The sequence below is a fragment of the Saccharothrix lopnurensis genome (assembly GCF_042658445.1).
Lineage (GTDB): Bacteria > Actinomycetota > Actinomycetes > Mycobacteriales > Pseudonocardiaceae > Actinosynnema > Actinosynnema lopnurensis.
On sequence record NZ_JBHSQO010000066.1, the window covers coordinates 1 to 22,433 of the forward strand.

At 72.0% G+C, this 22,433-nt stretch carries 24 protein-coding genes; 11 read left to right on the forward strand and 13 right to left on the reverse strand.

The window, feature by feature from the left end; translation table 11 throughout:
- Both ACFP3R_RS35050 and ACFP3R_RS35055 read right to left on the reverse strand, forming a co-directional pair.
- The coding region (locus tag ACFP3R_RS35050) for a hypothetical protein (protein ID WP_380642839.1) at positions 1-216 on the reverse strand (216 nt) is incomplete at its 3' end.
- Complete coding sequence (locus tag ACFP3R_RS35055) at positions 213-1,646, reverse strand: MSCRAMM family protein (protein WP_380642841.1); 1,434 nt, start codon at positions 1,644-1,646, stop codon at positions 213-215. The genes ACFP3R_RS35055 and ACFP3R_RS35050, both read right to left, overlap by 4 nt.
- A 244-nt stretch (positions 1,647-1,890) precedes the next feature.
- Between ACFP3R_RS35055 and ACFP3R_RS35060 the strand changes: the two genes are divergently transcribed.
- Positions 1,891-2,694 carry a Bax inhibitor-1/YccA family protein gene (locus ACFP3R_RS35060; RefSeq protein ID WP_380642843.1) on the forward strand — a complete coding sequence of 268 codons (804 nt, stop codon included), beginning with the start codon at positions 1,891-1,893 and terminating at the stop codon, positions 2,692-2,694.
- 90 nt (positions 2,695-2,784) lie between these two features.
- On the opposite strand, the gene ACFP3R_RS35065 is transcribed toward ACFP3R_RS35060, so the two are convergent.
- Positions 2,785-4,005: an acetyl-CoA C-acetyltransferase gene (locus ACFP3R_RS35065; RefSeq protein ID WP_380642845.1), complete on the reverse strand. Its 1,221-nt coding sequence runs from the start codon at positions 4,003-4,005 to the stop codon at positions 2,785-2,787.
- A 173-nt stretch (positions 4,006-4,178) separates the two neighbouring features.
- On the opposite strand from ACFP3R_RS35065, the gene ACFP3R_RS35070 reads away from it, so the two are divergent.
- The 3 genes from ACFP3R_RS35070 (at position 4,179) to ACFP3R_RS35080 (ending at position 8,021) form a co-directional block, all read left to right on the forward strand.
- Positions 4,179-5,549: a cystathionine beta-synthase gene (locus ACFP3R_RS35070; RefSeq protein ID WP_380642847.1), complete on the forward strand. Its 1,371-nt coding sequence runs from the start codon at positions 4,179-4,181 to the stop codon at positions 5,547-5,549.
- A gap of 104 nt (positions 5,550-5,653) precedes the next feature.
- Positions 5,654-6,793, forward strand: a complete 1,140-nt coding sequence (locus ACFP3R_RS35075; RefSeq protein ID WP_380642849.1) for an RDD family protein — start codon at positions 5,654-5,656, stop codon at positions 6,791-6,793.
- A gap of 76 nt (positions 6,794-6,869) precedes the next feature.
- Complete coding sequence (locus ACFP3R_RS35080; protein WP_380642851.1) at positions 6,870-8,021, forward strand: cystathionine gamma-synthase; 1,152 nt, start codon at positions 6,870-6,872, stop codon at positions 8,019-8,021.
- A gap of 111 nt (positions 8,022-8,132) precedes the next feature.
- Here ACFP3R_RS35080 and ACFP3R_RS35085 read toward each other — a convergent pair whose 3' ends face one another.
- From ACFP3R_RS35085 to hppD, 3 genes are all read right to left on the reverse strand, one after another.
- The gene (locus ACFP3R_RS35085) at positions 8,133-8,405 is read right to left on the reverse strand and encodes a DUF2277 domain-containing protein (protein ID WP_380642853.1); all 273 of its coding nucleotides are present in this window, start codon (positions 8,403-8,405) and stop codon (positions 8,133-8,135) included.
- Positions 8,406-8,451: 46 nt separating this feature from the next.
- Positions 8,452-8,685 carry a hypothetical protein gene (locus ACFP3R_RS35090; protein ID WP_380642855.1) on the reverse strand — a complete coding sequence of 78 codons (234 nt, stop codon included), beginning with the start codon at positions 8,683-8,685 and terminating at the stop codon, positions 8,452-8,454.
- 301 nt (positions 8,686-8,986) lie between these two features.
- On the reverse strand, positions 8,987-10,168 hold the full coding sequence (hppD, locus tag ACFP3R_RS35095; RefSeq protein WP_380642857.1) for a 4-hydroxyphenylpyruvate dioxygenase: 1,182 nt from the start codon (positions 10,166-10,168) through the stop codon (positions 8,987-8,989).
- A 73-nt stretch (positions 10,169-10,241) separates the two neighbouring features.
- Between hppD and ACFP3R_RS35100 the strand changes: the two genes are divergently transcribed.
- A complete protein-coding gene (locus ACFP3R_RS35100; RefSeq protein ID WP_380642859.1) occupies positions 10,242-10,736 on the forward strand; it encodes an Lrp/AsnC family transcriptional regulator in 495 nt (164 codons plus the stop codon).
- A gap of 73 nt (positions 10,737-10,809) precedes the next feature.
- Here the strand turns inward: ACFP3R_RS35100 and greA are convergent, their stop codons facing one another.
- Both greA and ACFP3R_RS35110 read right to left on the reverse strand, forming a co-directional pair.
- The gene (gene greA, locus ACFP3R_RS35105) at positions 10,810-11,304 is read right to left on the reverse strand and encodes a transcription elongation factor GreA (protein WP_380642911.1); all 495 of its coding nucleotides are present in this window, start codon (positions 11,302-11,304) and stop codon (positions 10,810-10,812) included.
- 186 nt (positions 11,305-11,490) lie between these two features.
- On the reverse strand, positions 11,491-11,901 hold the full coding sequence (locus ACFP3R_RS35110) for a DUF4307 domain-containing protein (RefSeq protein ID WP_380642860.1): 411 nt from the start codon (positions 11,899-11,901) through the stop codon (positions 11,491-11,493).
- 111 nt (positions 11,902-12,012) lie between these two features.
- On the opposite strand from ACFP3R_RS35110, the gene mca reads away from it, so the two are divergent.
- The 3 genes from mca to ACFP3R_RS35125 all read left to right on the forward strand — a co-directional run bounded on the left by mca (position 12,013) and on the right by ACFP3R_RS35125 (position 14,330).
- Positions 12,013-12,894, forward strand: coding sequence for a mycothiol conjugate amidase Mca (gene mca / locus ACFP3R_RS35115; protein WP_380642862.1), 882 nt, complete (start codon positions 12,013-12,015; stop codon positions 12,892-12,894).
- Entirely contained in the window at positions 12,891-13,157 is a 267-nt protein-coding gene (locus ACFP3R_RS35120; protein ID WP_380642864.1) for a hypothetical protein, read from the forward strand. The genes mca and ACFP3R_RS35120 overlap by 4 nt, the downstream gene beginning before the upstream one ends.
- A gap of 174 nt (positions 13,158-13,331) precedes the next feature.
- Positions 13,332-14,330 carry a M1 family aminopeptidase gene (locus tag ACFP3R_RS35125; protein ID WP_380642866.1) on the forward strand — a complete coding sequence of 333 codons (999 nt, stop codon included), beginning with the start codon at positions 13,332-13,334 and terminating at the stop codon, positions 14,328-14,330.
- On the opposite strand, the gene ACFP3R_RS35130 is transcribed toward ACFP3R_RS35125, so the two are convergent.
- Together ACFP3R_RS35130 and trhA are read right to left on the reverse strand one after the other, a co-directional pair.
- Positions 14,327-14,665 carry a hypothetical protein gene (locus tag ACFP3R_RS35130; protein ID WP_380642868.1) on the reverse strand — a complete coding sequence of 113 codons (339 nt, stop codon included), beginning with the start codon at positions 14,663-14,665 and terminating at the stop codon, positions 14,327-14,329. The two genes, ACFP3R_RS35125 and ACFP3R_RS35130, sit on opposite strands and share 4 nt — an antisense overlap.
- Positions 14,662-15,288 (reverse strand): PAQR family membrane homeostasis protein TrhA, encoded by a 627-nt coding sequence (gene trhA / locus ACFP3R_RS35135; RefSeq protein ID WP_380642913.1) that lies wholly within the window; start codon positions 15,286-15,288, stop codon positions 14,662-14,664. The genes ACFP3R_RS35130 and trhA overlap by 4 nt, the downstream gene beginning before the upstream one ends.
- A 168-nt stretch (positions 15,289-15,456) precedes the next feature.
- On the opposite strand from trhA, the gene ACFP3R_RS35140 reads away from it, so the two are divergent.
- Positions 15,457-16,203, forward strand: coding sequence for an isoprenyl transferase (locus ACFP3R_RS35140; protein WP_380642915.1), 747 nt, complete (start codon positions 15,457-15,459; stop codon positions 16,201-16,203).
- Positions 16,204-16,407: 204 nt separating this feature from the next.
- On the opposite strand, the gene ACFP3R_RS35145 is transcribed toward ACFP3R_RS35140, so the two are convergent.
- Both ACFP3R_RS35145 and ACFP3R_RS35150 read right to left on the reverse strand, forming a co-directional pair.
- Entirely contained in the window at positions 16,408-16,740 is a 333-nt protein-coding gene (locus tag ACFP3R_RS35145; RefSeq protein ID WP_380642870.1) for a hypothetical protein, read from the reverse strand.
- Between the two features lie 575 nt (positions 16,741-17,315).
- On the reverse strand, positions 17,316-17,651 hold the full coding sequence (locus ACFP3R_RS35150; RefSeq protein WP_380642872.1) for a hypothetical protein: 336 nt from the start codon (positions 17,649-17,651) through the stop codon (positions 17,316-17,318).
- A gap of 234 nt (positions 17,652-17,885) precedes the next feature.
- Here ACFP3R_RS35150 and ACFP3R_RS35155 point away from each other — a divergent pair, with 234 nt between their 5' ends.
- On the forward strand, positions 17,886-19,121 hold the full coding sequence (locus tag ACFP3R_RS35155; RefSeq protein ID WP_380642874.1) for a DUF885 domain-containing protein: 1,236 nt from the start codon (positions 17,886-17,888) through the stop codon (positions 19,119-19,121).
- Between the two features lie 497 nt (positions 19,122-19,618).
- Complete coding sequence (locus ACFP3R_RS35160; RefSeq protein ID WP_380642876.1) at positions 19,619-20,908, forward strand: PhoH family protein; 1,290 nt, start codon at positions 19,619-19,621, stop codon at positions 20,906-20,908.
- A gap of 81 nt (positions 20,909-20,989) precedes the next feature.
- Here ACFP3R_RS35160 and ACFP3R_RS35165 read toward each other — a convergent pair whose 3' ends face one another.
- Positions 20,990-22,426 carry a GuaB1 family IMP dehydrogenase-related protein gene (locus ACFP3R_RS35165; RefSeq protein ID WP_380642878.1) on the reverse strand — a complete coding sequence of 479 codons (1,437 nt, stop codon included), beginning with the start codon at positions 22,424-22,426 and terminating at the stop codon, positions 20,990-20,992.
- Between the last annotated feature and the right edge of the window lie 7 nt (positions 22,427-22,433).

The following is a 22,433-nucleotide window of genomic DNA, read 5'->3' on the forward strand; positions in this document are numbered from 1 at the left end:
CGGCGACGCGGGCGCGTTCGCCCCGGCGGGCATCCCGGCCGGGAGCCGCCCGTCCCGCGCGCTGTCGCCGAGCGGGTGCGGCACGCCGGCCTCGGCCGGTTCCGCCCGGCCCGCCAGCGCGACGCGCTCGCCCCCGGTCGCGACGAGCGCGGCGGAGGCGAGCAGGGCCGCCACCGCCGCGCCGGTCAGCAGTGCGTTCGCCGTCGGGCCCCTCACGGTCGCGCGGTCGCCCGTCGCCGGACCAGCAGGCCCACCAGCGCCGCGCCGAGCAGCGCCACGCCGCCGAAGCCGACGAGCGCGCCCGTCCGGGGTTCGGAGGTGTACGACGCCCTGGCCACGAGCTCGCCGGAGCCGGCCGGGATGGTGATGGGCACCACGGGTTTGTTCGGCTTGTTGGACATCGCCAGCGCCAGCGTCTGCCCGGGTTCGACCTTCCCGCACGCCTTGGGCGGCGCGTTCGGGTCGAAGTACTCCTGGTAGCCCTTGGCCGGGGCCACCTCCACCACGCAGATCTCCTGCGGCGTGCGCAGGTCGGGCACGGTGGCCAGGCCGTCGGCGCCGGTCTGGAGCACGATCGGCTGCCCCTCGGGGCCGGTGAGGTCGGTGTCGTCCTGCCGCTTGGCGGGCGTCTTGCCGTCCGCGGCGGTGACCTTGAGCGCGGTGCCCGCGACCGGCTTGCCGGTCTCCTCGTCGGTCTTGGCCACCTGGACGGTGCCCGGCGGGGTCTTCGCGGTGACCGAGGCGTTGGCGGTCAGCTCCTGCTCGCCGCCCGTGGCGACGACCCGCTGCATGTCGTCGCGGCCCTCGGGCACGCGCACCTTGGGCTGCGCGGCCGGGCTCGCGAGCTTCACCGTGAACGACGGGTTCGGGCCGGTGGGCACGACCTCGACGCCGAGCGGGCTGCCGTCGGTCGGCGTGGTCAGCCGCCCGCCGGTGGAGCCGTCCTTCAGCGTCGCGTCGGTCAGCTCCACGGTCACCGGCAGTCCGGTGACCTGGCCGCCGCCCGTCTTGTGGACGTCGACCCGCCAGGTGCCGGCGGTGCCGATGAACTGCTCCTCGTCCGGGGCGGTCACCCCGGTCGTCCACGGACCGCGGTTGGCCTCGGCGTCGGCGCGGAACCGGTCGACCGCCTCGCGCGCCGCGGGGAACTTCGCGGCCAGCGCGTCGTAGTGGAACCTCTCGTCGTAGGCGACCTCGACGAAACCGACGTCCTTGCGCAGGTGCACGCCGTTGGCGGGGTCCGGGTAGGACGTCCACGTGTGCAGCAGGTGCGCGAGCGCGGCGGCCTCGTCGTTGGAGGTCGTGTTGCCGTAGCGCAGCAGCAGGTAGGAGATGTTCGCCGCGACCTCGGCGGACAGCGCCACGCCGCCCTTGGACCGCAGCACGTCGCCGTCGACGTACTTCTGGTCGCTGCGGGGCGCGTACAGCGAGTACTGCACGCACCACACGCGCTGGCCGTCCCAGTCGTAGGCGCCCAGCCAGTCGGTGTTGTCCGGGTCTGCCGGGTCCTTGCCCAGGTAGCCCTGGGCGGCGGTCGCGTGCCCGATGGTCCGGGACGCCTGGACGGGCTGGGCGTCCGCCACGACGGGGACGGCGAGCACCGCCAGGCCGGCGGTCAGCGCCGCGCCCGCGAGTCGTCTCAACATAGTCGTCTGCAACCCCTCTTGGTGGCGCGTCCGCATGATCTGCACGAGCTGCCGTAGGCAGCCTTTCGGGTGCCGGATCACCTCGGCAAGCCGCCAGCGGGGTGGAAGGGCGGCTACGCTCCGCAGGCGGGCGGTCGAGCCTAGATCGACAAGCCGGGTAAAATCACTTTTACCCGACGGGAACGAATCGACTCGTGTGGTCGTTGGACCCCGTGACGGCGTAGGAACGCCACAGGAGGACGAGGTGCGTACCAGCAGCAACCCCGCGTTCCGCAACCTGCCGACAGGCGGCGGTTACGGCAATTACGCAGGCTTCGGGCAGCCGAACGAGGCACAGCAGTACGGCGGCTACCAGGGCGCGCCGCCCACCACCGGTGAGCGCCCCATCACCATCGACGACGTGGTCACCAAGACCGCGATGACGCTCGGCCTGACCCTGGTCACCGGGTTCGTCTCCGCGTGGCTGGTGCTCTCGGGCTCCGTCAAGCCGATGACGCTGGTCCTGCCGGGCCTGATCGTCGGCCTGGTCGTGTCGCTGGTCATCATCTTCAAGCGCACCCCGAGCGCGCCGCTGGTGCTGACCTACGCGGCGGCCGAGGGCCTGTTCCTCGGTGGCATCACGGGTGTCTTCGAGAGCATCTTCCCCGGTATCGCCTGGCAGGCGATCCTGGGCACGCTCGGCGTGTTCGCCGCGATGCTCGTGGTCTACAAGACCGGCGCGATCCGCGTCACGCCGCGCCTGACCAAGTGGATCATCGGCGCGACCGTCGGCGTGGTCGTGCTCATGCTGGGCAACCTGGTCATGAGCCTGTTCGGCGTGAACATGGGCCTGCGCGACGGCGGCCCCATCGCCATCGTGTTCAGCCTCGTGGTGATCGGCGTCGCGGCGTTCAGCTTCCTGCTGGACTTCGAGGCGGCGAACGAGATGATCCGCTCCGGCGTGCCGGCCAAGTGGGCCTGGTGGGTCGCGTTCGGCCTGATGACCACCCTCGTGTGGCTGTACCTGGAGATCCTGCGCCTGCTCTCGTACTTCCAGAGCGGCGACTGACCGAACTCCGCGAGACGAGGAGGGGCGCCCCCGGCCACCGGGGGCGCCCCTCCCGCGTTCGGTCCTCCCGCGTTCGGCCGGGCCGCGGCGTCAGCTCAGGCGCTCGATCACCATCGCCATGCCCTGGCCGCCGCCCACGCACATGGTCTCCAGCCCGAACTGCTTGTCGTGGAACCGGAGCGAGTTGATCAGCGTCGTGGTGATCCTGGCCCCGGTCATGCCGAACGGGTGCCCGACCGCGATCGCGCCGCCGTTGACGTTGAGCCGGTCCAGGTCGATGCCCAGGTCGCGGTAGGACGGGATGACCTGCGCGGCGAACGCCTCGTTGATCTCGACCAGGTCGATGTCCCCGATCGACATCCCGGCGAGCGCGAGCGCCCGCTTCGACGCCTCGACCGGCCCGAGGCCCATGATCTCGGGGGAGAGACCGGACACACCGGTGGACACCACGCGGGCCAGGGGTGTGATCCCCAACTCCTCCGCCCTGGTGTCGCTCATGATCACCAGGGCCGCCGCGCCGTCGTTCAGCGGGCAGCAGTTGCCCGCGGTCACCCGGCCGTCCGGGCGGAACACCGGCTTGAGCCCGGCCACGCCCTCCAGCGTCACGCCCGCGCGCGGGCCGTCGTCGGCCGACACCACGGTGCCGTCGGGCAGCGTGATCGGGGTGATCTCGCGGGCCCAGAAGCCGGCCGCGATCGCCTTCTCGGCGAGGTTCTGCGACCGCACGCCGAACTCGTCCATCTCCTCGCGCGTCACACCCTTGGCCAGCGCGAGGTTCTCCGCGGTCTGCCCCATGGCGACGTAGACGTCGGGCAGCCCGCCCGTCGAGCGCGGGTCCACCCACCCGTCCGCGCCGGACGCGGCCACGGCGGCCGTGCGCGCCTCGGCGTCGGCGAAGCGCGGGTTGTGGGTGTCCGGCCAGGAGTCGGAGGAGCCGCGCGCGAAGCTGGACACCGTCTCCACCCCCGCGCTGACGAACACGTGGCCCTCGCCCGCCCTGATGGCGTGCAGCGCCATCCGCGTGGTCTGGACGCTGGACGCGCAGTACCGGGTCACCGTGGTGCCCGGCAGCCCGTCGTACCCGGCCAGCACGGCCACCACGCGCGCCAGGTTGAAGCCCTGCTCACCGCCCGGCAGGCCGCAGCCGAGCATGAGGTCGTCGATGTCGCGCGGGTCGAGCTGCGGCACCTGCTCCAGCGCGGCCCTGAGCACCTGCACGGTCAGGTCGTCGGCGCGCACGTCCTTGAGCGATCCCTTGCCCGCGCGCCCGATGGGGGACCGGGCGGCGGAGACGATCACGGCTTCCGGCATTACGGAACTCCTTTGTTTCGCCGCAACGTGGAACGTGCAGCCTAGTTAACGCCTGTTCAGCGCGACCACCACTCGTGACGGAGAACGCCGAAGCGCGGCGCTCGCGGGACGGGGCGGCCACCGCGACCGGCATATACCCTCAGCGGGTCATCCCAAGAAGTGGAAGGGCCGTCGTGGAGTACGTCGAGAGCGTCGTAGACCTGGTCGGCAACACGCCGCTGGTGAAGTTGAACACCGTCGCCGAAGGGCTCCGGCCGCTCGTCCTGGCGAAGGTGGAGTACCTCAACCCCGGCGGCAGCGTGAAGGACCGCATCGCGCTGCGGATGGTCGAGGCGGCCGAGCGCAGCGGCGAGCTCGAGCCCGGCGGCACCATCGTCGAGCCCACCTCCGGCAACACCGGCGTCGGCCTGGCGCTCGTGGCCCAGCGCAGGGGCTACAAGTGCGTCTTCGTGTGCCCGGACAAGGTGTCGGTGGACAAGCGCAACGTCCTCAAGGCGTACGGCGCCGAGGTCGTGGTGTGCCCGACCGCCGTCGCGCCGGAGCACCCCGACTCCTACTACAACGTCTCCGACCGGCTGGTGGCCGAGATCCCCGGCGCCTGGAAGCCGAACCAGTACGCCAACCCGGAGAACCCGGCCAGCCACTACCACGGCACCGGCCCCGAGGTGTGGCAGCAGACCGGGGGGCGGATCACCCACTTCGTCGCGGGCGTCGGCACCGGCGGCACCATCTCCGGCACCGGCCGCTACCTCAAGGAGGTCTCCGGGGGGCGGGTCCAGGTCATCGGCGCGGACCCCGAGGGCTCGGTCTACTCCGGCGGCAGCGGCCGGCCGTACCTGGTGGAGGGCGTGGGCGAGGACTTCTGGCCCGACGCCTACGACCGGGACATCTGCGACGAGATCATCGCGGTGTCCGACGCCGAGTCGTTCGAGCTGACCCGGCGGCTGGCCCGCGAGGAGGGCCTGCTGGTCGGCGGCTCGTGCGGGATGGCCGTCGCGGCGGCGCTGCGCGTGGCGGAGCGGGCGGGCCCGGACGACGTGGTCGTGGTGCTGCTGCCCGACGGCGGGCGCGGCTACCTGTCCAGCGTGTTCAACGACCAGTGGATGGCGCAGTACGGCTTCCTGTCCCCGGACGCGGCCGGCGCGACGGTCGGCGACGTGCTGCGGCGCAAGGACGGCACCATGCCCGACCTGGTGCACGGCCACCCCAACGAGACCGTCGCCGAGGCCGTGGCGATCATGCGCGAGTACGGCGTGTCCCAGATGCCGGTGGTCAACGCCGAGCCGCCGGTGATGGTCGCGGAGGTCGCGGGCTCGGTCAACGAGCGGGACCTGCTCGACGCGCTGTTCACCGGCAAGGCGCAGCTCACCGACCGGCTCGACAAGCACATGTCGACCAGGCTGCCGACCATCGGCGCGGGCGAGTCGATCGGCTCGGCCATGCGGGCGCTGTCCTCGGCGGACGGCGCGCTGGTGCTGGAGGACGGCAAGCCCGCCGGCGTGGTGACGAGGCAGGACGTGCTGGGCTTCCTCGCAGGTCGGTAGCGGGGCGGGTTGACCGGTTGCCGGTGGCCGGCGCGGGGCGATCCGCTAGCGTTGGCCACCGACTCGTACGCCTACGGCCCGTGCCAAGGGGGTTGGAAACTCCGATGAACGCTCCACAGCCGCCGGGCAACCAGCAGTTCGGCGGTCACAGCCAGGAGCAGGGGCAGGGCGCGCAGTCGCCCGGCGCCGACGCGACCCAGGTCGTGCCGAGCGGTGGCCAGCCCCCCGCGTTCCCCCCGTCGGAGGCGACCCAGGTCGTCCCGACCACCGGCGCGCAGCCCGCGGCCAACCCCGACGCCACGCAGGTCGTGGCGCCGGGCGCCACGGCGCAGCCGCCCTCGTACGGGCAGCAGCAGCCGGTCTCCGGCGGCTTCCCGGCGCAGCAGCCGCCGTCGGCCTCCGGCGGGTTCCCGGCCCAGCAGCCGCCCCCGTACGGGCAGCAGCCCGGCTACGGCCAGCCGCCGCAGTACGGCCAGCAGCAGTACGGGCAGCAGCCGCAGCCCTACGGCCAGCCCCCGGCCTACGGCCAGCAGCAGGCCAACCCGTACGGGCAGCAGCCCTACGGCCAGCCCCAGCAGTACGGGCAGCAGCAGCCCTACGGCCAGCAGCCCTACGGCCGGCAGCAGCCCGGCTACCCGGCGCCCGCCGGCGGCTACGCCGAGTGGGGCAGCCGCGCGTTCGGCGCCCTGATCGACTACGTCGCGCCCGGCCTCGTGCTCAGCCTGCTGATCCTGGTCGGCGTCCTGGTCGGCGACCCCACGGTCTACCTGATCCTGGTGATCGTCGGCGCCGTGCTCGTGACGGGCTTCCAGATCTACAACGCCTGGTACCTGGCGGGCACCACCGGCCAGTCCATGGGCAAGAAGATGGCCAAGATCAAGCTGATCAAGGAGGAGACGGGCCAGCCGATCGGCTTCGGCAACGCCTTCGTCCGCCACCTGTGCCACGCCGTGGACTCGCTGCCGTGCTACGCGGGCTGGTTCGCCCCCCTGTGGGAGGCGAAGAAGCAGACGTGGGCCGACAAGATCCTGGGCACCGTCGTGGTGAACGTCCCGGAGACCGGCGCCCCCGGCGGGTACCCGGGCGCGGGCGGCTACGGGCAGCAGCAGCAGTCCTACGGCCAGCAGCCCTACGGCCAGCAGCAGCCCGGCTACGGCCAGCAGAACCCGTACGGGCAGCAGCCCGGCTACGGCCAGCCGCAGCAGCAGAACCCCTACGGGCAGCAGCCGCCGCAGCAGTGGTGACCCGGTTCCTCACCCCAACCGCCCATCGGCCTCCACCGATGGGCGGTTGTTCTTGCGCCCGCCGTAACCTGGCACCATGACGGACAGCGGCCGGCACGGCTTCGCGACCAGGGCCATCCACGCCGGGCAGGACCCGGACCCGACGACCGGTTCGGTCATCGTGCCCATCCACGCCACCTCCACCTACGCGCAGGACGGCGTGGGCGGGCTGCGCGGCGGCTTCGAGTACTCGCGCACCGGCAACCCCACCCGGACCGCCCTGGAGGAGTGCCTGGCGGCGCTCGAAGGCGGGCGGCACGGCCGCGCGTTCGCCTCCGGCATGGGCGCGACCGACACGGCCCTGCGGGCGATGTGCCGGCCCGGCGACCACGTCGTCATCCCGAACGACGCCTACGGCGGCACGTTCCGGCTGATCGACAAGGTGCTGTCGCAGTGGGGCGTGCAGCACACGCCGGTGGCGCTGTCGGACCCGGACGCGGTGCGCGCGGCGGTCCGGCCGAACACCAGGGTGGTGTGGGTCGAGACGCCGACCAACCCGCTGCTGAACATCGCCGACATCGCGGTGCTGGCGGAGATCGCGCGCACGGCGGGCGCGAAGCTGGTCGTGGACAACACGTTCGCCTCGCCGTACCTCCAGAACCCGCTGGAGCTGGGCGCGGACGTGGTGCTGCACTCCACCACCAAGTACGTGGGCGGGCACTCCGACGTCATCGGCGGCGCGCTGGTCACCTCGGACACCGAGCTGGACGCGGCGTTCGGGTTCCTCCAGAACGGCGCGGGCGCGGTGCCGGGGCCGTTCGACGCGTGGCTGACGCTGCGCGGCATCAAGACGCTCGAGGTGCGCATGGAGAAGCACTCGGACAACGCCGAGAAGGTCACCGAGGCCCTGCTGCGGCACCCGCGGGTGACCAGGGTCCTCTACCCGGGCCTGCCCGACCACCCCGGGCACGAGGTGGCGGCCAAGCAGATGCGCCGGTTCGGCGGGATGATCTCGTTCACCGTCGAGGGCGGCGAGGAGGCGGCCCTGCGGGTGTGCTCCCGCACCCGCCTGTTCACCCTGGCCGAGTCGCTGGGCGGCGTGGAGTCCCTGATCGAGCACCCGGGCCGGATGACGCACGCCAGCACGGCCGGCTCCCTGCTCCAGGTCCCGGCCGACCTGGTCCGCCTCTCCGTGGGCATCGAGTCGGCCGACGACCTCGTCGCCGACCTCCAGTCCGCCCTGGCCTGAGCTGCCGGCGCCGCCCGCCCGGACGCCGCGGCGTCCGGGCTGGTGGGGTCTGGGCGGGCACGGGGTCCGGGCTGGTGGGGTCCGGGCTGGTGGGGTTTGGGCGGGTACGGGTCAGTTGGTCCCGTAGCGGACGGCGGCGCGTTCCTTGGCCTTGGCGGCCTCCACCTCGCGGTCGCGTGGCGCGGCCTTGGTGACCAGGGTCTCCAGGAGGGTGCGGGTCGCCTCGGCGACCGCCTCGACCGCCGCGTCGAACGCCTCCTGGTTCACCGCCGACGGGCGGGCCGAACCGCTGACCTTGCGCACGTACTGCACCGCCGCCGCGCGCACCTCGTCCTCGGTGGCCGGCGGTTCGAAGTTGTGGAGCACCCTGATGTTGCGACACATGGCTCCACTATCGCGGAAAACCGCTCGTCGAGCACGGTCCGGCAGGTCAGGGCTTGACGTCGTACCGCGCGTTCTCCACCGGCGGCGGGACGGCGGGCAGCTCGTGCCCGTCCACGCAGCCGCCCTCGAACTCGACCACGCCCCCGCGCTCCACGAACCGGCCGGTCTCCGCGCACCCCGCCTGGGTCACGGTGAAGAAGGCCGCGCCCGTCAGCGCCGCGGCCGTGGCCAGCGCTCCGACGAGCGGGAGCACCGCGGTGACCCGTACCGCGAGCGCCATGCCACCCTCCAGGTCAATGCCGTGTGGGACACCCCGCACCGAGGGTACCGGTCCCGGCACACCCGGCAGGGGCATCGCCAGCCCGCCGACAGCGAGGGCCGGCCCGGGGGTGCCCGGACCGGCCCGTTGCCGGATCAACGTCGGAGGTCACCCCGACGGTTCCCGTTGTCGCGGATCGCCTGAACTCCAGGTTGCCCCGGCGGTACCGGGTGCCGCCTCGCCGCTACAGATTGCCCCGGCGGTACCAGGTGCCGCCTCGCCGCTACAGATTGCCTCGGCGGTACCGGATGCCGCCTCGCCGCTACAGATTGCCTCGGCGCTCCTGCTCCCGCTCGATCGCCTCGAACAGCGCCTTGAAGTTGCCCTTGCCGAAGCCCAGCGACCCGTGCCGCTCGATCAGCTCGTAGAACACGGTCGGCCGGTCGCCGATCGGCTTGGTGAAGATCTGGAGCAGGTAGCCGTCCTCGTCCCGGTCGACCAGGATGCGGTGCTCCTTGAGCACCTCGATCGGCACGCGCACCTCGCCGATGCGCGCCCGCAGTTCCGGGTCGTCGTAGTACGAGTCCGGCGTCTCCAGGAACTCGACGCCCGCCGCGCGCATGGCCTTCAGCGTGGCGACGATGTCGTTGGTGGCCAGCGCGATGTGCTGCACGCCCGCGCCCTCGTAGAACTCCAGGTACTCGTCGATCTGCGACTTCTTCTTCGCGATCGCCGGCTCGTTGAGCGGGAACTTCACCCGGTGGTTGCCGTTGGAGACGACCTTGCTCATCAGGGCCGAGTAGTCGGTGGCGATGTCGTCGCCGATGAACTCCGCCATGTTCACGAAGCCCATGACGCGGTTGTACCACTCGACCCAGTAGTCCATCCGGCCGATCTCGACGTTGCCCACGCAGTGGTCGACCGCCTGGAACAGCCGCTTCGGCGCGCCCTCGGGCCGGACGACCGTGCTCTCCTTGACCACGTACCCGGGCAGGTAGGGCCCGGTGTAGCGGGACCGGTCGACCAGGGTGTGGCGGGTCTCGCCGTAGGTCGCGATGGCGGCGATCCGCACGGTGCCGTGCTCGTCGCTCACCTCGTGCGGCTCGTCCAGGACGGTGGCGCCCTGCGACCGCGCGTGCTCGACGCACCGGTCGACGTCGTCGACCTCCAGCGCGAGGTCCACCACACCGTCGCCGTGCCTGCGGTGGTGGTCGAGCAGCGGGCTGTCCGGCGCCACACCGCCGTTGATCACGAACCGCGCCGAGCCGGACTTCAGGACGAAGGACTTGTGGTCCCGCTGCCCCGTCTCCGGACCGGCGTACGCGACGAGCTGCATGCCGAAGGCGACCTGGTAGAACCAGGCGGTCTGGGTCGCGTTGCCGACCACGAAGACCACGGCGTCCATCGAGCGGACGGGGAACGGGTCCCGCGTCCCGTCGTAGTCGACCAGGCCCACGAGCTGGCGGAGCTGGTCGTAGCTCACGTCGTCAAGCTGCTGCGTCATACCCCCAGGATGTGTCGGCTGGGCAGGGTGAGCAACAGTCTCTTGGTTCGCTGGTCAGGTTGTACAGTTGCCCATGGCTTCCGACCCGCAAGGTGAACACTCTGACCAGGTCGTGGACGGTCTCGACGCGCGGCTCCTGCTGCTGCTCACCGACGAGCCCCGGCTGGGGGTGCTGGAGTGCTCGCGGCGGCTGGGCGTGGCGCGGGGCACGGTGCAGGCCCGGTTGGACCGGCTGGTGGCGCGGGGCGTGCTGACCGGCTTCCCGCCCGCGCTGGACCTGGCCGCGATGGGGTACGGCCTGACGGCGTTCGCCGTGCTGGAGATCGCCCAGGGCCGGCGGCAGGAGGTGTGCGACGGGCTGGCCGCCATCAACGAGGTGTGCGAGGTGCACGCCACCACCGGCCAGGGCGACCTGTTCGCCCGGGTGGTGGCGCGGTCGAACGCCGACCTCCAGCGGGTGATCGACTCGATCGTGGATGTGCCGGGCGTGCGGCGGCTGTCCACGTCGATCGCGCTGTCCACGCCCGTCCCGCCCCGCGTGCGGCCCCTGCTCGAACGCATCCGCTGATCGAGGAGGACGCGGGAGCGCGCGGCAAAAGGGGCGGCCACCGCGGTGGCCGCCCCTCCTCGGTCCAGCGCGATCAGCCGGAGTAGGGCACGGCCTTGATGAGCGTCACCTTCATGGTGCTGCCGTTGGGCAGTTCGTACTCCCGCGTCTCGCCTTCCTTGGCGCCGAGCAACGCCTTGCCCAGCGGGGACGAGGGGGAGTAGACCTCCAGCGCGCCGTGGGCGCCCTCTTCACGCGTGGCGAGCAGGAACTCCTCGGTCTCGTCATCGCCTTCGTAACGCACGGTGAGCACCATGCCGGGGGCGGCGACTCCGTTCACCGTAGGCGCTTCACCCACCTTGGCGACGCGCAGCAGCTCCTGGAGCTGCCGGATCCGGGCCTCCTGCTTGCCCTGCTCCTCGCGGGCCGCGTGGTACCCGCCGTTCTCGCGGAGGTCGCCCTCCTCGCGACGGGCGTTGATCTCCGCGGCGATGACCGGGCGGTTCTCGATCATCTCGTCCAGCTCAGCCTTGAGCCGGTCGTGGGCCTCCTGGGTCAGCCAGGTCACCTCGGTGTCGCTCACGGGCACCAACTCCTCGTCTTGCTCCAGGCCCACGGGTGGGCTGGCAGTTCCCGGGCGCACCAACCCGGAACGGAAAAACACGGCCCGCGTCGGGGCCGTGCTGAAAGGCCAGAGTAACACGACGTCAACGTGCCAGGACGCGGTTTTGTTCCCCGAACCGGCGGGCAAACCCGCAGATCACCCGCTTGGCCGCTACCTCGTGGACAGGTACTCCGGAACCTGATAAGAGCACCCGAACACCTCTCCGGTCACGGGTGGTTTCGACGTCTTCAGCACCGTCGTGCCGCGCACGGAATCGGCGCCGGGGGGCACCAGGACCTCACGCCGGCCCGCCTCGTCGCCGTCCTGGGACCGCGCCCGGACGATGCACACGACGGCGTCCTCCGGGGTCTGCCGGACCACCTCGAAGGTGATCTCCACCGAGCTGTCGTCGAGCACCTCGAACGCCGTCTGCTTCCCCTCCACGGGCTTGGTGCCCAGGTTCTGGTAACCCACCCAGGCGACGAGGGAGCCGATCAGCACCGCGATCACGGCGAGTGACCAGCGAATCCACGGGGACGCGGGGCGCCGGGGCTTGCCGTACCGACCTTCCGGCAGTGCCACTTGCCAACGCCTTCCTGCCCGTGGGGAACAATGGCCGCTCGCGACCGCGTTGAGTGTCGCAGGGGTTCGATCGACCCCGTTCGGCAGGTCCCGAGGAGGAGCACCACCGTCATGGTTGAGAAGCTGCGCCTGATGGCGGTGCACGCGCACCCCGACGACGAGTCCAGCAAGGGCGCCGCCACGATGGCCAGGTACGTGGCCGAGGGGCACGAGGTGATGGTCGTCACCTGCACGGGCGGGGAGGCGGGCAGCGTCCTCAACCCCGCCATGGACCGCCCGGACGTGCTGGAGAACATGGCGGAGATCCGCCGCGAGGAGATGGCGCGGGCCGCGAAGATCCTCGGCGTGCGGCACCGCTGGCTGGGCTTCGTCGACTCGGGCCTGCCCGAGGGCGACCCGCTGCCCCCGCTGCCGGAGGGCTGCTTCGCGCTGAAGCCGCTGGAGGAGTCCACCCCGCCGCTGGTCGAGGTGATCCGCGAGTTCCGCCCGCACGTGATCGTCACCTACGACGAGAACGGCGGCTACCCCCACCCCGACCACATCCGCTGCCACGAGGTCTCGATCGCCGCCTTCGACGCGGCGGGCGACCCGGACCGCTACCCCGGGCTGGGCGAGCCGTGGCAGCCGCTCAAGCTCTACTACTCCCACGGCTTCTCCCGCGCGAAGCTGCTGGCGTTCCACGAGGCGCTGCTCGCGGCCGACCTGGAGTCCCCGTACGCCGAGTGGCTCGCGGGCTGGGGCTCGGACCGCCCGGACGTGATGGAGCGCGTCACCACCCGGGTCGAGTGCGCCGACTGGTTCCCGGTGCGCGACGAGGCCCTGAAGGCGCACGCGACGCAGATCGACCCGGAGAGCCGCTGGTTCGCCGTGCCGCTGGAGATGCAGCGCGAGGTGTGGCCGACCGAGGAGTACGAGTTGGCCAGGTCGCTGGTCGACAGCACCCTGCCGGAGGACGACCTGTTCGCCGGGATCCACGAGAAGGTGACCGCGTGACCGCCCTCGCTCCGATCCCCCTGGAGCAGACCACGGCGCTGGTGCTGGCGCAGCAGCCGTCGACCGAGAAGGACCCCGGCGGGCAGCAGGAGGACTTCGGCAAGTCCTCGCCCCTCGGGCTGCTGCTGCTGGTGGTGTTCCTGATCGCGGTGTTCTTCCTGGTCAAGTCGATGAACAAGCACTTGAAGCGGGTGCCCGCGTCGTTCGACGACCCGGAGCCCGCCGAGGACGGGAAGGGTGGGGGCGGGAAGGTCCGGCCATAGCCCGCTGGGGTCCGGGGTGGAGTGACGGGTCGGGTCGCCCGGGGTGTTCGGGCGGGTCGGGGAGCGCGACGCGCACGGGACCGGTGCACCGCGCCTCCGCTTCCCCGACAGGGACCTGACCTGGCGCGACACCGAGCACGCACAAGTGCGGCTTCGCGTAACGTGGATCAAGGGGTGATCACCTTGGTCGAGGTGGAGGCGTACGACCTGACCTGGCGGCTGGACCCGGCGGCGGACGGGGTGCGCGGCCGCGCCACGCTGCGGTTCCGGGGCGAGCCGGAGCCGGTGGAGGTGTTCGGCGAGGTGCTGGTCCCGACGCGGCGGGAGTCCGGCGGGCTGCGCGTCGAGGCGCTGTTCCCCTACGCGAGGCCGGGGTTCCGCCGCGTCACCGACCCGGTCGACGGCCAGGTCTACCTGTACGCGGCGCCCAACCCCCACCGCGCGCCGCAGAGCCTCGGCCACTCCGCCGACCACCGGCTGCGCGCGCCCGTCACGCTGACCGCCGTCGTGCCGCCCGCGTGGAAGTGCCTGGCCAACGGGTTGCCCGTGGTCGACGGCGGTGAGGTCCGCACCTTCGCGCCCACGGCCCCGACCGCTCCGGCCTGGGTCGCGGCGGCGGCCGGGCCGTTCGTCGAGGTCGCGCCGTCGGTGCACGTGCCGCGGTCGCGGGCCGGGTTCGACGCGACCCGGGTGACCGACCTGGTGGACCGCTCGCTGGCGTTCTTCTCCGAGCTGCTCGCGCCCTACCCGTACCCGAAGTGCGAGCTGGTGTTCGTGCACGACCTGTCGCTGCTGGCGCTGTCCACGCAGGGCCTGATCGTGTTCGACGAGGGCGCGCTCGACCGGTTCGACGACCCCCGGTACGCGACGACCGTGATCGCGCACGAGGTCGCGCACGCGTGGTCCGGCAACCTGGTCGACACCGACATCTGGCTGGTCGAGGGCCTGGCGGTGTACCTGAGCAGGCTGTTCGCCGAGGCCGAGCGGCCCGGTGACGACACCTGGCGCGACCCGCCGGCGCCCGACCTCCCCTACCGGCCGTACCTGGACCGGCTGCTGGAGGTCGAGGCCCGGGTGGGTCGGGAGGGGCTGCTGCGCGGGCTGCGGGCGGTGTTCGCCGAGCTGGCCCACCGCCACGCGGAGCCGGCCGAGTTCGAGGCGCGCTGGGGCTAGTGCGTGACCACCTGGTGGACGTCCACCAGGAACTCGGTGCGCCCGCCCTCCGCCTCGATGCCCCACGGCAGCCGGGTCGACACGGTCACCACCTCGGTGCCGTCGTCCAACCGCCCCCGGCCGACGACCTCGCACCCCACCTGCACCTCGACCGGGTAGGCGGTGTTGGCGCGCAGCCGGTCCTCGTCGTCGAACACGGGCGCCTTGTCGACCATGCTCCACACGACGCCGTGCGCGTCGGTGAGCTGGACCTCGACCAGACCGGGGAACGGCTCGTCGCCGACCCACCGCACGGCCCGGCCCGTGACGGAGGTCGTGTGCGTGGGCGCGGTCACGCGTAGATCGCGAACCAGATCGCGATGTAGTGGCAGATCGCCGCCAGCACCGTCGCCGCGTGGAAGAACTCGTGGTAGCCGAAGACCTGCGGCCAGGGGTTCGGCCAGCGCGTCGCGTAGAACACGGCGCCCGCGGTGTAGAGCAGGCCGCCGGCCAGGAGCAGGACCAGCGCGGCCACGCCCACGTGGTGCAGCAGGTCGGGCAGCACGAACACGGCCACCCAGCCCAGCGCGATGTAGATCGGCACGCCCAGCCACCTCGGCGCGTGCGGCCAGGCCAGCTTGAGCGTGACGCCGCACAGCGCGCCGACCCACACCACGGTCAGCACCACGTTGCCCGTGGCCGGGGCCATCGCGAGCAGCGCGAACGGCGTGTACGTGCCCGCGATGAACACGAAGATCATGGAGTGGTCGAGGCGCTTCATCCAGGTCCGCGCCCGTGCGCTGACCCAGTTGACCCGGTGGTAGAGCGCGCTCACGCCGAACAGGCCGAGCACCGTGACGCCGTAGACGGACGTCGCCAGCGTGGCCTTCGGGGACGAGGTGGTCGCGGCCAGGGTGATCAGCGCCGCGCCTGTCACCAGGGAGACGAGGAAGGACCAGAGGTGCAGCCAGCCGCGCATACGCGGCCGCAGTGCGGGAGCCGGGGGTTGCGGGAGCGTGGACGTGGTCACCCGCTCGAGGTTACGGGACCGTAAGTTGCTCGGCACCACGCACCGGAGTGACCGGTCCCACGCGGCGTACGCTCTTCCAGCGTGGGTCTGCGCGAACGCATCAAGGACAAGCTCCTCCTGCCGATCTACGAGTACCGGCTGAACCGGTGGCTCGACGGCAAGCAGCGACCACGTCACGTCGGCGTGGTGCTCGACGGCAACCGCCGCTGGGCCAAGGAGGCGGGCTTCGCCGACGTCGCGCACGGCCACCGCGCGGGCGCGCGCAAGATCCTGGAGCTGCTGACCTGGTGCCGCGAGGCCGAGGTGGAGGTGGTCACGCTGTGGCTGCTGTCCACCGACAACCTCGACCGACCGGCCGAGGAGCTGGAACCGCTGCTCGCCATCATCGCCGACATCGTCGACGAGCTGGCCGAACCGGGCAACCCGTGGCGCGTCCGGCACGTCGGCGCGCTCGACCTGCTGCCCACCGAGACCGCCGCCCGGCTGTCCGCCGCGTCGCTGCGCACCCGCGCCCGCACGGGTCTGGAGGTCAACGTCGCGGTCGGCTACGGCGGCCGGCAGGAGATCGCCGACGCGGTGCGCAAGCTGCTGCTGGAGCACGCCGAGTCCGGTGGGACGATCGAGGAGCTGGCCGAGGTCCTCGACGTGGACCACATCGCCGAGCACCTCTACACCTCCGGCCAGCCCGACCCCGACCTGCTCATCCGCACGTCGGGGGAGCAGCGGCTGTCCGGGTTCATGCTGTGGCAGTCGGCGCACTCGGAGTTCTGGTTCTGCGAGGCGTACTGGCCGGAGTTCCGCCGGACCGACTTCCTGCGCGCCCTGCGCGACTACGCGCTGCGGCACCGCCGGTTCGGGTCCTGAGGGTCGCGGCGGCCGATTGAGGGCTCGGGCTGCCTGAGGGCCCGGCCGCCTGAGGAGCCGGAACCCGGTGGGCCGAAGCCCCTCGCGCGAAGAACCCCGCACCCGAAGAACCCGAAGCCGGGCACCCCGCCACGCCGAAAGGCGGCACCCCCGGTGGGGAGTGCCGCCTTTCGAGACTTCAACGCTGGCCGGTTGGCCGACGAATCACTCGCCGTCGTTGCCGTCGTTGTCGTCGTTGTCGCTGTTGAGGCAGAGGTTCTCGTCGTTCTGCGACAGGATCGGGACCGCGATCACGTTGGCCTCGACCTCGCAGACGTTGAGGCCCTGGAGCAGGTCGGAGTCGTTGCCGAAGTTCAGCAGACCGAACTGGTCGGCGACCTCGCCCTCCTCGCCCTCGGCGTAGTAGGAGTTCAGCTCACCGATCGCGGTGCTGCTGCCCCAACCGTCGTGGCCGTGGCCGGGGGCCGCGAAGGCCGGAGAGCCCAGCATCACGAGGCCAGCAGCGGCCATGGCGATGACGCCTGCCTTCTTCAACATGTGGAACACACTCCTCTGGTGGGATTTGTGGTGACCCCCGTAATCCCTGTCGAGCATTCCGGGGAATCTGGCGGCTCAGGCTGTGATGCCCTCGCATCGGTAATTTACCCAACTGCGGCGCTGATGCCAGTCCGTCAACACCATCGTGTGAACTATTTTTTGGTCAGTTTGTTGGCTATGTCGCCCCGGGTAAGAACCACGCCCTTCGGGGACGGCACTATTCCACGGCAACGCATTTCCCGACCGTGCTACCCACTAACGGGTGACTAAAGCGGGCGTTCCGCACGCTCCGTATTGGGAGAAATCGATAATGCCTGGTCGCGGCCTCGGAGGGCGGCGCCGCTGCCCGACAAGGGTGAGTCCAGGGTGGTGAGAGAGCGGGGTGAGTTCCGATCACGCGCCTCCGGGGAAGGCGGGTATCGCGTGACGGCAATCACGGTTTCACCTGAATACCGAGTGGGTGAAAGGTCGAACCGGAGAAACCCCCGCACCGAAGCGAAGGGGTCCGGGAACGCGAAAGGGGCGGTGGTCCGCATCGCGGACCACCGCCCCGGCTACGACACCAGCGGAACGGATCAGCCGTTGTTGTCGTTGTCGTCGTTGTCGGTGTTGATGCAGGAGCTCTCGTCGTTCTGCGACGCGATCGGGATGCCGATCACGTTGATCTCGATCTGGCAGAGGTTGATGTTGCTCGCCAGGTCGGAGTCGTTGCCGAAGTTGATGAGGCCGAACTGGTCGGCGACCTCGTCGCCCTCACCCTCGGCGTAGTAGGAGTTGAGCTCACCGATCGCGGTCTGGTTGCCCCAGCCCATGCTGTGCTCGTACGGCTCGCCGGCCAGTGCGAACGCGGGCGACCCGAGCATCATGAGGCCGGCCGCGACCGCGGCGACGGTGCTTGTCTTCTTCAGCACTTCGCTCTCCTGTATCCGTGGGTTTCCCCGGTGGTCCGCTGTCGCCGAATCGCGCGTGCGGGTTCGTCGCGGGCAAACTATCGAATTCGGGGCCCCGGCCGGATGTCTCTAACACCATTGTGTGATGGCCTCCGGGGCACTTGTCCCCCGGAGGAGTGTTCTTTTCACGCACGATTCGCGTCGTCCCCGAGCCCTGTGGTAAATCGGGCGGCCATCTCGTATCGTCTCCAGGCCGTGGACGGCGACTCGATCGTGCGGGAGTACCTGCTGCTGGGGCTGCGGCTCGGCAGGCTGGCGCCCGGCCTGGTGGACTCCTTCACCGGTGACCGCGCGCTGCGCCGCCGGGTCGACGACGAACCGCGCCCGCACCCGGCCAACCTGGCCGACCGCGCCGCGGTGCTGCGCCGCGAGCTGGCCCGGGTCGACGACCTGGAACCGGAGCGCCGCCGCTTCCTGGACGCCCACCTGACGGCCGTCGAGACCACCGCGCGCAAGCTCGCCGGGGTGCGGGTCGGCTTCGTGGACGAGGTCCGGGCCTACTTCCAGGTCGACATCGCGCCCGGCCACCCCGACACCTACCGCCGCGCCCACGCGGAGCTGGACGAGCTGCTGCCCGGCGACGGCTCCCTGACCGCGCGGCTGGCCGACCACCGCGCGCTGGACGAGGTGCCGCCCCGCCTGCTGGCCCCCGCCGTGCACGCCCTGTCCAGCGCGCTGCGCGACCGCGTCCGCGAGCGGTACGAGCTGCCGGCGGAGGAGGTGGTGGAGTACGAGGTCGTCACCGACAAGCCGTGGAGCGGCTTCAACTACTACCTGGGCGGCTTCCGCTCGCGGGTGGCGGTCAACGCCGACCTCGGCCACCGCGTGTCGAACCTGCCGCACCTGGTCGCCCACGAGTCCTACCCCGGCCACCACACCGAGCACTGCCGCAAGGAGGTCGGCCTGGTCGGCAAGCGCGGCCACGCCGAGCAGGCGCTGTTCCTGATCAACACCCCGCAGTGCCTGATGGCCGAGGGCATGGCCGAGCTGGGCCTGCACGCCGTGGTGGGCCGGGGCTGGGGCCGCTGGACCGAGGAGATCATGGCCGACCTGGGCGTGCGGGTCGACGGCGAGCTGGTCGAGCGCGTCGAGGGCGCGCTGGCGGGGCTGCTCACCGTGCGCCAGGACGCCGCGCTGATGCTGCACGACCGGCGCGCCCACCCGGACGACGTGGTCGACTTCCTGCGCCGCTGGCTGCTGGTGCCCGAGCGGCGGGCGCGGCACATGCTGCGCTTCCTGGCCGACCCGCTGTGGCGCGCCTACACCACCACCTACGTCGAGGGCGTGCGGCTGATCCGGGCGTGGTTGGACCTTCGGTCACCGTCCGACACGCTGAGTGACCGCTACCTGAGGCTGCTGGACGAACCGCTGATGCCGCGCACCCTCCAGCGGGAGGTCGAGGCGGGTGTGCCCCGGCTGCCCCGTGACTGAGCGCGACCCCGCCCCCGGCGTCCGGCGCAACGCCCCTGAGCTGCGCGGACGAGGCGGTGTTGCGCCGAGGTGACGCCCCCGCTCGGGCAGGCGCACCCCCGGTGGGCGTCTTTCGCGGGTTTTGCCGCCAGGTGACGAATCGGCGAATCACCTGTGTGGCTGCCTGCATAAGAGGGACCGGCGGAGGTAACTTCCGGTTGGCGGGACGCGTCCACTGCGGACCGCGCAGGGAGGCCCTGATCGTGGCTGTTGTGGAATCGCCGGCCAGACCGGCGACGACGAGCGCGAGGGGGCCGGCACCCGGCCTTCGTGGCCGGTGCGCCTGAGTGAGTGAGGCGGACCGGTCGATCGGGGTGGTTGCCTGGCCCAGCGAGGAGCGGATGCGGGTGCCGCGTTCGCGAGGAGTTGCCGTGAACGCACGACGACCCGCGAGCCGTTCCTCAGGCTCATCGCGCAGCACGTCCCGGCGCCGGGGTGCGCCCTCGGTTCACACGTACGTGGTGGACACCTCCGTGCTGCTCTCCGACCCCCTGGCCACCACGCGGTTCGCGGAGCACGAGGTCGTGCTGCCGCTCGTGGTGATCAGCGAGCTGGAGGGCAAGCGGCACCACCCCGAACTGGGCTGGTTCGCCCGGGAGGCGCTGCGCCTGCTCGACGACCTCCGGCTCAAGCACGGCAGGCTGGACAACCCGGTGCCCATCGGCGACCTCGGGGGCACCCTGCGCGTCGAGCTCAACCACTCCGACCCGGAGGTGCTGCCCGCGGGTTTCCGCACGGACTCCAACGACGCCCGGATCCTGGCCTGCGCGCTCAACCTCGCGGCCGAGGGCAACGCCGTCACGCTGGTCACCAAGGACATGCCGCTGCGCGTCAAGGCCGGTGCCGTCGGCCTCGCCGCCGACGAGTACCGGGCGCAGGACGTCGCGCTGTCGGGCTACTCGGGCATGTCCGACCTGGACGTCGACCAGGCGGTGGTGGACGCCCTGTACCGCGAGGGCTCGGTCGACCCGGTGCCGTTCGACCTCGCGCACGTGGCCGAGCTGCCGTGCCACAGCGGGCTGCGGCTGCTCGCGGGCACGTCGAGCGCGCTGGGCCGGGTCACCCCGGACAAGCGGGTCAGGCTGGTGCGCGGCGACCGCGAGGCGTTCGGCCTGCACGGCCGCTCCGCCGAGCAGCGCGTGGCGCTGGACCTGCTGCTGGACACCGAGGTCGGCATCGTCTCGCTGGGCGGGCGGGCCGGCACCGGCAAGTCGGCGCTCGCGCTGTGCGCGGGCCTGGAGGCGGTCATGGAGCGCCGCCAGCACCGCAAGGTCGTGGTCTTCCGCCCGCTGTACGCGGTGGGCGGGCAGGAGCTGGGCTACCTGCCCGGTTCGGAGACCGAGAAGATGCAGCCGTGGGCGCAGGCGGTGTTCGACACCCTCGGCGCGCTGGTGAGCCAGGACGTGCTGGAGGAGGTCATGGACCGCGGCATGCTGGAGGTGCTGCCGCTGACCCACATCCGCGGCCGGTCGCTGCACGACTCGTTCGTGATCGTGGACGAGGCGCAGTCGCTGGAGCGCAACGTGCTGCTGACCGTGCTGTCGCGGTTGGGCGCCAACTCGCGGGTGGTGCTCACCCACGACGTGGCGCAGCGCGACAACCTGCGGGTCGGGCGGCACGACGGCGTGCTGGCGGTGATCGAGAAGCTGAAGGGCCACCCGCTGTTCGCGCACGTCACGCTGACCAGGTCGGAGCGCTCGCCGATCGCGGCGCTGGTGACCGAGATGCTGGAGGACTACACCCTCTGACGCGCCGGTGACCGGGGGAGGGGCCCGCCCGCGCGGGCCCCTCCGCCCCGCGCGGGCGGACCACCGGACCCGCCTAGCGGCTCACCACCCCGAGGGCAGCGGCCGGCCCTCGGCGAACCCGGCCGCGCTCTGCACGCCCAGGGTGGCCCGCTCGTGGAACTCCTCCAGGGTCTGCGCGCCCGCGTACGTGCAGGCCGAGCGGACGCCCGCGGTGATCGAGTCGAGCAGGTCCTCCACGCCGGGCCGCAGCGGGTCCAGCCGCATCCGCGAGGTGGAGATGCCCTCCTCGAACAGGCCCTTGCGCGCCCGGTCGAACGCGTTGTCGGTGCGCGTGCGGGCGCTGACGGCCCGCTTGGAGGCCATGCCGAAGGACTCCTTGTAGAGCCGGCCCTGCTCGTCGCGCTGGAGGTCGCCGGGCGACTCGTAGGTGCCCGCGAACCAGGAGCCGACCATCACGTTGGCGGCGCCCGCGGCCAGGGCCAGGGCCACGTCGCGCGGGTGCCGGACGCCGCCGTCGGCCCACACGTGCCTGCCGAGCCGGCGGGCCTCCGCGGCGCACTCGGCGACGGCCGAGAACTGCGGGCGGCCCACGCCGGTCATCATCCGGGTGGTGCACATGGCGCCGGGGCCGACGCCGACCTTGACGATGTCCGCGCCCGCCTCGACCAGGTCGCGGACGCCCTCGGCGGTGACCACGTTGCCCGCGACCACCGGCACGGCCGGCCCGGCCTCGCGGACGGCCTTGAGCGCGGCGAGCATCTTCTCCTGGTGGCCGTGCGCGGTGTCCACCACCAGCGCGTCCACCCCGGCCGCCAGCAGCTCCCCGGCCTTGGCGGTGACGTCGCCGTTCACGCCGATCGCGGCGACCACCCGGAGCCGGCCCGCGCCGTCCAGGGCGGGTTGGTAGACGTCGGCGCGCAGCGCGCCCAGGGCGGTCAGCACGCCGCGCAGCCGGCCCTGGTCGTCCACGCCCAGCGCGACGCGGGTGCCGCCGGTCAGCGCGTCGAACACCCCGCGCGGGGCGGTGTCCATCGGCAGGGTGGTGAGGCGCTCGTCGGCCACGTCGCGCAGGCGGGTGAAGCGGTCCACGCCGGCGCACGCGGCCTCGTCGACCACGCCCACCGGCCGACCGTCGCCGTCGACCACGACGACCGCGTTGTGGGCCCGCTTGTGCAGCAGGTTCAGCGCGTCCGCCACCGAGTCGCCGGGGGCCAGCGTCAGCGGGGTGTCCCACACCGGGTGGCGCTCCTTGACCCACCCGACGATCTCGGCCACCGCCTCGGGCGCCACGTCCTGCGGCAGCACCACCAGGCCGCCGCGCCGGGCCACCGTCTCGGCCATCCGCCGCCCGGCCACCGCGGTCATGTTGGCGACCACGACGGGGATGGTGGCGCCCGTGCCGTCGGCGGTCGACAGGTCGACGCCGAACCGCGAGTCCACGGCCGAGCGGCCGGGCACGAGGAACACGTCGTCGTAGGTCAGGTCGTAGCTGGGCCGATGCCCTTCGATGAATCGCACGAGAACC

Coding starts and splice junctions, on each gene's coding strand:
- ACFP3R_RS35055 (WP_380642841.1), bottom strand. CDS start 1,646: ATGTTGAGACGACTCGCGGGCGCGGCGCTGACCGCCGGCCTGGCGGTG.
- ACFP3R_RS35065 (WP_380642845.1), bottom strand. CDS start 4,005: ATGCCGGAAGCCGTGATCGTCTCCGCCGCCCGGTCCCCCATCGGGCGC.
- ACFP3R_RS35075 (WP_380642849.1), top strand. CDS start 5,654: ATGAACGCTCCACAGCCGCCGGGCAACCAGCAGTTCGGCGGTCACAGC.
- ACFP3R_RS35080 (WP_380642851.1), top strand. CDS start 6,870: ATGACGGACAGCGGCCGGCACGGCTTCGCGACCAGGGCCATCCACGCC.
- ACFP3R_RS35085 (WP_380642853.1), bottom strand. CDS start 8,405: ATGTGTCGCAACATCAGGGTGCTCCACAACTTCGAACCGCCGGCCACC.
- ACFP3R_RS35090 (WP_380642855.1), bottom strand. CDS start 8,685: ATGGCGCTCGCGGTACGGGTCACCGCGGTGCTCCCGCTCGTCGGAGCG.
- hppD (WP_380642857.1), bottom strand. CDS start 10,168: ATGACGCAGCAGCTTGACGACGTGAGCTACGACCAGCTCCGCCAGCTC.
- ACFP3R_RS35100 (WP_380642859.1), top strand. CDS start 10,242: ATGGCTTCCGACCCGCAAGGTGAACACTCTGACCAGGTCGTGGACGGT.
- mca (WP_380642862.1), top strand. CDS start 12,013: ATGGTTGAGAAGCTGCGCCTGATGGCGGTGCACGCGCACCCCGACGAC.
- trhA (WP_380642913.1), bottom strand. CDS start 15,288: ATGCGCGGCTGGCTGCACCTCTGGTCCTTCCTCGTCTCCCTGGTGACA.
- ACFP3R_RS35145 (WP_380642870.1), bottom strand. CDS start 16,740: ATGTTGAAGAAGGCAGGCGTCATCGCCATGGCCGCTGCTGGCCTCGTG.